Origin of the sequence: Propioniciclava sp. MC1683 (assembly GCF_014164675.1) — a bacterium.
Lineage (GTDB): Bacteria > Actinomycetota > Actinomycetes > Propionibacteriales > Propionibacteriaceae > Propioniciclava.
On sequence record NZ_JACJFX010000062.1, the window covers coordinates 1 to 6,389 of the forward strand.

Sequence of the window (6,389 nt, forward strand, 5' to 3'; positions counted from 1 at the left end):
CGACGACCCCGCTGTCGCACTCAACTGCGCTGACTCACACTCGCGGCTCGACAGCCGCGGCGGCGTCCCACCCGCCACCCACGTCCAACCCGCCGTCAGATAGACGCCTTGTTCAGCAGGCTCCTAGCGGAGTACCCCGGACTCCGCTACGCCAGGCGCGCCTGTACCGCCCTGGCCGTGTGGGGTGAACTGACCATCTACCGCTCGGTCGAAACGGCCGCCAAGATACTCGCCGACGACGACCTCTGCGAGCAGACCCGTCTGGCCCAGCCGCGGGCCTCCTCGGCACGGAGCAACCTTGCGAGCCCCGAGGACGCCATGGAGGCGGACCCCCTCACGATCATGCGTGCCCGGCTCCTGTTGGCCTCCGGGCAGCCGCAGGCCGTTCGCGAGGCGCTCGAGGATGCCACCGAGCGCCCCGGCGCGATCGGCACGTGCGCGTGGGTGACCATCGCGCTGGCCGAGGACCGCCTGCGCCGCGATGCCCGGGCCACGGCAGCGATCGGGCGCGCCCTCGATGCCTCGGCGGGCGAACACCTGTTGATGCCGTTCAGGAGCGCCAACAACCACCGGCTCGTCGAGATCCTGCGCCGACACCGCGAGGTGATCAGCAGGCACCGTGCGTTCGTCGACGAGATCCTTCTGGTGCTCGACGGACCGGTCGCCTGCGCCGTCACGACCTCGTTGACCGAGCCACTGACAGAGCGGGAGGAAGCGGTGCTGGTCTACTTGCCGACCATGCGCTCCAACGCCGAAATCGCCGAGGCCCTGGGCATCTCGGTGAACACGGTGAAACAGCACCTCAAGTCGGTGCACCGCAAGCTGGGAGTGTCCAGCCGCCGGGAGGCCGTGCGCATCGCCCGGGAAATGAACCTGCTTCCTGAGGGCATCGACGACGGTCTGGGGAGTCAGAACGGCCAGACCAGCGGGACCAGGAGGATGCCGGCCAGCCCGTAGAGCGCCAGCAGCACCCCGCCCAGCTTCCAGTAGTCGCCGAAGCGATAGCCGGCGGCTTCCATGACCACCAGGTTGGCCGGCGTCGCCACGGGGGTGAGCAACGCCCCGGCCGCGAACACGGCGATACCCATCAGCACGGGCGCCGGAGACACGCCCATCTCGGCGGCCGCGGCCAACCCGACCGGCGCGACGATGAAGGCCGTCGCCATGTTGCTGATCAGCTGGCCGAGCGATGCGGTGACCACGAAGAGACCGAGCATCAGGGCGTACGGGCCGGCGTCCCCGACCAGCGTGACCAGGGCGTCGGCCAACTGCCCCGCCGCCCCGCTCTTCACCATGGCCACCGAGAGCGACATCAGGCCCCCGACGAGGATCACGGTTGTCCAGCCGATGCCCTTGTACACCTGGGGCACGGTCAGCACGCGGGTGAGGACGACGGCCAGCGCGGCCAACAGCCCGGCGATCGCCGCCGGCACGACATTCGTGGCGAGCAGGAGGATCATCGCGGCGAGGATGACCAGCGTCCGGCGCGCGCCCACGCCCAGCGGCACCGTCTGCCGCCGCACGTCCTCGGGGTCGTCCACGACGAGGATGTTGGGGTCCTGTGCCGCCTCCGTGAGGTGCTGCCAGGCACCCTCGAACAGGATCGCGTCACCGACATGCAGTGGGTGGGGTTCCGTCGCGACACCCTCGCCCTTGTGGCGCACGGCCCGTACCACGAGGCGTCCGCTCTCGGTGACCAGACCGGCGTAGGCGAGGTCGCCGATGAACTCCGACCGCGGCGGGATCACCGCCTCCAGCAGTCCGATCTCGCGATTCAGCTGGACGGGCGCCTCGGCTTCCAGCTCGTAGTGCTCGGTGAGCACGGACGTCTGCGCACCCAAGTCACGCAGCGACCGGCTCGGAGTGCGCCGTGGGATCAGACGGGGGCCGAGCAGGAGGACGGTCACGATTGTGGCCAACACCAGCGGGACGCCGGCGACCGCGAACGCGAACAGCCCGAAGGGGCCGACGCCGGCCGCCTCGGCATAGTCGGACAGGACAAGGTTCACCGGCGATCCGGTCAGCATCAGCAGCGACCCTGCGTGGGCGCCGAAGGCGAGGGGCAGCAGGAGCTCCGATGGCGAGCGGCGGGCGCGGATCGCCATCACCACCACGACCGGGGTCAGGGCGGCGACGGAGCCGTTGGGGGTGATGACGGCCGTGACGACGGCGACCAGCGCGAGGATGACGACGACCAGCCGCGTCCGGCTCTCACCGGCCAGGCGAAGGGCTGCCCCGCCGACCCAGGTCGTGACGCCGGCGGCGTCCAGCGCCTCGCTGACGACGAACAGGGAGGCGATGAAGATGATCGTCGGGTCGCCGAAGCCGCCGAAGGCCTCGGTGATGTCGAGCACCCCGGTGGCCCACAGGGCGATGGGGACGGCGAGGGCCACGGCCATGACGGGCAGGCGGTCCCAGATGAAGATGGCGACCGTGACCGCCAGGATGATGAGCGTGATGACGGCAGGGCTCAACGTGACCCCTTCAAGAATGGGCACCGCGTGCTGCGGAGTGCCGTCTGAGCCTACGCCGCGTGCGGCGCGCGGCATCACCCGCGGCGGGTGATGCCGCACCGCAGTCGGAGTTCCTAGCATCCGACCATGACCCACCTGGCGCCCTATCCGTCCTTCACCCTTCCCCAGCGCCACCTGTCCGTGGCCGTCACCGAGTCCGTCCCTGCCGCGGGCGCCGTCGGCCACCTCGTTTTCGTGGGGGAGGCACCGCCCGCTGCCTCGTCCCTGAGTTCAACGCGAGCGGCCGCGTTGGGCTTCGAGGGGAAGGCGGGCTCCACTCTGGTCCTGCCCACCGCCGAAGGCCCGGTGTTCGTGCTCGTCGGCGGCGGTGACCGTGCGGCCGTCGACTCGGCCGCACTGCGGGACGCTGCCGCCCAGTTCGCGCGGGCGATCGAGAGCCAGACCGAGTTGGCGCTGCTCGTGCCCGAGACGCCCGTGCCTGATGGTCTGGGTCCACGACCGTGAGGTGACGGCCCGGCACGAGCAACTGTTCCACGACGACCTGCGCGACTGCCGCGAGGTCACGCTGGACGAGGTGCGATCGTGGGGCTGGGCACGCCGGTATCGCAACTCGGCGGCCCGCCTGTTGTCCAACCTCTTGTGAGATCGAGGAGCATCCCCATGAAGCGACCCAGCCCCGCATCGTCGGACGTTGCGCGTCCGCGTCGCAGTCCCCGCCTGCCCGTGGCCGGCCTCGTCGCCGTCGGCGTGGCCACGGGACTGGTGGCTGGTGGTGTGTCCGGGTTCGCGGTGGCGCGCACCACGCCCTTCGCGGGCTCGTGCAGCACGGTTGTCCTCGCTGAGTCGGCGGCGCCGGCCGTGGTCACGGTTTTCGCCGAAGGACGCACCGGACCCGACGGCCTGGCGTTCGGCGGCTCGGGTAGCGGGGCGATCCTGACCCCCGACGGACGCATCGTCACCAACGACCACGTGATCGCCGGGGCCAGCCGGCTCGCCGTCCTGCTGGCCACCGGCGAGCGCCTCGACGCGACCCTGGTCGGGACGGACGCCAAGACCGACCTCGCGGTCCTGCAGATCGAGGCCACCGGGCTGCCCACGTTGGCCATCGGCGACCGCACTGCTCCGCGGGTCGGCCAGCAGGTCGTCGCGTTGGGTGCGCCTCTCGGGCTGTCCGAGACCGTCACAGCCGGGATCGTGAGCACGCCCCACCGTGACGTGGTCGCTCCGGTCGGCGGTGGTGGCACCACGGTGCTGGCCGGCATGGTTCAGACCGACGCGTCGATCAATCCGGGGAACTCCGGCGGGCCCCTGGTGGATTGCTCGGGGGACCTGATCGGCATCAACACGGTGATCTCCACGGTGCCCAGCGCCTCGGGCGAGGGAGGGGGCGGCAGCGTCGGGCTCGGGTTCGCGGTGCCCGCCAGCACCGTGCGGCGGATCACCGACCAGATCGTGGCCGACGGGAGGGCCACCCACCCGTGGTTCGGGCTGTCCTACGCAGTGGTGCCGCCAGGCGCGGCGCAGGCCCGGGGTGTGTCCTCGGCGTTGTTCGTCTCGTCGGTGGCGGCGGGGGGGCCGGCCGCACGGGCCGGCGTCCGGGGTGGTGACCTGATCGCCGGCATCGCCGGCGGGCCCGCTGACTCGTTCACGATCGGCCGACTGCTGGCCACCGCGGCCGTGGGCGACGAGGTGGTCCTTGACCTGCTCCGCGAGGGCCAGCCGCAGCAGGTGACCGTGACCCTGGCCGAAGCACCATGACGGATCCCGCGGTGGCGGGACCAAGAAAGGAATGATCGTGACCCTTCGAGGAAACCTCCGTGCCGGGAGCGTCCTGGCTGTGCTGGTGGGGCTGCTCGTGGCGGGCTGCTCCCAGGGCGGGCCAGCGACGCCGGCCCCCACACCGGACGTACAGACGGCCGCGCCGACCGCTGCGACGGGTTCGCTGGATGACACGCGCTGGGAGGCGTCGCAACTCGGTGGCTCGCCCGTGCTGGAGGGGAGCACCGTGACCGCGGCGTTCGGTGCGGACGGATCACTGGCCGGATCGGGCGGCTGCAACCGCTACCGGACCACCTACACGACCGCGGACACGACGATCGCGATCGAGGGGGCCGTCGCGTCGACCATGATGGCCTGTGACCAGGCGGTGATGGCCCAGGAGGCGGCCTTCTTCACGGTGCTGGCCGACGCACGCTCGTTCGCCGTCACCGCAGAGGAACTGACTCTCTCCGACGGAGCCGGGGCGACGCTGGTGGTCTTCGACGTGCAGCCCCAGGAGGTGGCCGGCACGTGGGTGGTGACCGGCTACCACGACGGCGATTCTGCGGTCGTGAGCACGGTGCAGGGCTCGACGCCCACGGTGGAGTTCGCCGAGGACGGCACCGTGAGCGGCACGGGCGGCTGCAACCAGCTGGCGGGCAGCTTCGAGGTGGACGGCAACGCGATCAAGATCGGCCCGCTGGCCTCGACGATGATGTCGTGCGAGGAGCCCGCGGGCGTCATGGAGCAGGAGTCCGCCCTCGTTGTCGCCCTGGAGTCGGCCGCGACCTACTCCATCGAGGGTGACCACCTCGAGTTCCGCCGCGCGGACGGCGTGATGGCGGCGACGTTGACGCGGGGCTGAGGTTCACCTCACCCGTGGCAGGGGCGACCCTGACGCCCCAGGGGGTGACGGGGCTGGCGGTGTTCCCGGCCGGCCTCGCCACCGGCCTGCTCTGGGCCTGACGGAAGCGCTGAGGCCGGCCGAGGTCGGTTGAGGTCAGGCCTCGGTGGAGGCGCGCTGCACCGATTCGGTGACCGGCGTGTCGCCGGTGAGCTTGCCGTAGGTCGCTCCGGCGATGAGCGCTCCGACGATCGGGGCGACGATGAACAGCCACACCTGCGAGAGCGGGCCGGCACCGGCGAACCAGGCGACACCCAACGAACGGGCCGGGTTGACCGAGGTGTTCGTGACGGGGATCGAGATCAGGTGGATCAGGGTGAGCGTCAGGCCGATGGCCAGCGGCGCGAAGCCCTTGGGGGCCTGGTTGCTGGTGACGCCGAGGATGACCCAGACAAAGATGGCGGTCAGGACGACCTCGATGGTGAGGGCGGTGACGAGCGAATAGCCCCCGGGGGACAGCTCGCCGTAGCCGTTCGTGGCGAAGCCGGACGCGACGGCGTCGAAGCCGGGCTGGCCGGACGCGATGATGAACAGGATGCCGCCGGCGACCGACGCGCCGATCACCAGCACGACCCGAGGGTGAACGCGTCCGTGCCGTGGTCCCAGGCCGGACCGTCGGGGGCGGACACGCTGGCCCGCTGGTACTCCCACGACGCCTGGAACTCCGCCTCGGTCGGGATCGCGCTACCCGCCCGTGGAGTCCTGATGGGGGCGATGGCCCCGATGCTCACCCCGAGCGAGGCGTTGGAGCGGCGCACCATGGTCGTCGCCTACCCGATCAAGACCCTGCAGGCCGCCGAACGGGAGACCGGCAAGGGCGAGTGGGCCGCCGACATCGGTGAGGCCATGCGCGAGGGCGCCAAGATGAAGACCCGCGCCAAGGAAGCCACCAACATCCGCCACCGCCGCCGCCTGGACGCCAAGCTCGCCGCCGGCAACAGCCTGACCGTCCCCTATGCGGTGTGCACGGTCACCGTGCCGAAGACCTACTCGATCGGTGACTTCGCCCACCAGCTCGAAGCCTCAGTCCGCCGGGCCGGTTTCGCCCCTCAGGTCCTCGACCTGGCCCACGACGTCGCCTTCGCAGCCTCCTCGCTGCCGTTGGGCATCAGCCTGAGCAGGAGCACCAGTTGGGTCGGGCTGTGGCGCCCTGCCACGGTTACCCGTGGTGGGTTTCCACAGCCCGCCCGCCGAACCCGGCGTGCGACTTTCACCGCACCGGGCTCTCCACGTGAGGGGGTTGGTCAGCTTGC

The 6,389-nt window shown here is 71.1% G+C and carries 8 protein-coding genes; 6 read left to right on the forward strand and 2 right to left on the reverse strand.

What is annotated here, in order from left to right:
- Positions 1 to 318: 318 nt before the first annotated feature.
- Positions 319 to 957 carry a response regulator transcription factor gene (locus H5397_RS16870; RefSeq protein WP_182818882.1) on the forward strand — a complete coding sequence of 213 codons (639 nt, stop codon included), beginning with the start codon at positions 319 to 321 and terminating at the stop codon, positions 955 to 957.
- On the opposite strand, the gene H5397_RS16875 is transcribed toward H5397_RS16870, so the two are convergent.
- Positions 909 to 2,474 carry an SLC13 family permease gene (locus H5397_RS16875; protein WP_182818884.1) on the reverse strand — a complete coding sequence of 522 codons (1,566 nt, stop codon included), beginning with the start codon at positions 2,472 to 2,474 and terminating at the stop codon, positions 909 to 911. The genes H5397_RS16870 and H5397_RS16875 overlap by 49 nt on opposite strands.
- 126 nt (positions 2,475 to 2,600) lie before the next feature.
- Here H5397_RS16875 and H5397_RS16880 point away from each other — a divergent pair, with 126 nt between their 5' ends.
- Genes H5397_RS16880 through H5397_RS16895 form a run of 4 tightly spaced genes read left to right on the forward strand, consistent with a single transcriptional unit; the run spans position 2,601 to position 5,097 of the window.
- Complete coding sequence (locus H5397_RS16880) at positions 2,601 to 2,978, forward strand: M17 family peptidase N-terminal domain-containing protein (protein ID WP_182818886.1); 378 nt, start codon at positions 2,601 to 2,603, stop codon at positions 2,976 to 2,978.
- The gene (locus H5397_RS16885) at positions 2,956 to 3,117 is read left to right on the forward strand and encodes a hypothetical protein (protein ID WP_182818887.1); all 162 of its coding nucleotides are present in this window, start codon (positions 2,956 to 2,958) and stop codon (positions 3,115 to 3,117) included. Before H5397_RS16880 ends, H5397_RS16885 begins: the two co-directional genes overlap by 23 nt.
- A 17-nt stretch (positions 3,118 to 3,134) precedes the next feature.
- Entirely contained in the window at positions 3,135 to 4,232 is a 1,098-nt protein-coding gene (locus tag H5397_RS16890; protein ID WP_182818888.1) for a S1C family serine protease, read from the forward strand.
- Between the two features lie 37 nt (positions 4,233 to 4,269).
- The gene (locus tag H5397_RS16895) at positions 4,270 to 5,097 is read left to right on the forward strand and encodes an META domain-containing protein (RefSeq protein WP_182818890.1); all 828 of its coding nucleotides are present in this window, start codon (positions 4,270 to 4,272) and stop codon (positions 5,095 to 5,097) included.
- 135 nt (positions 5,098 to 5,232) lie between these two features.
- Here H5397_RS16895 and H5397_RS16900 read toward each other — a convergent pair whose 3' ends face one another.
- A complete protein-coding gene (locus H5397_RS16900; RefSeq protein ID WP_309224395.1) occupies positions 5,233 to 5,706 on the reverse strand; it encodes an aquaporin in 474 nt (157 codons plus the stop codon).
- Positions 5,707 to 5,715: 9 nt separating this feature from the next.
- On the opposite strand from H5397_RS16900, the gene H5397_RS16905 reads away from it, so the two are divergent.
- The coding region (locus H5397_RS16905) for an SCO6880 family protein (protein WP_375539468.1) at positions 5,716 to 6,389 on the forward strand (674 nt) is incomplete at its 3' end.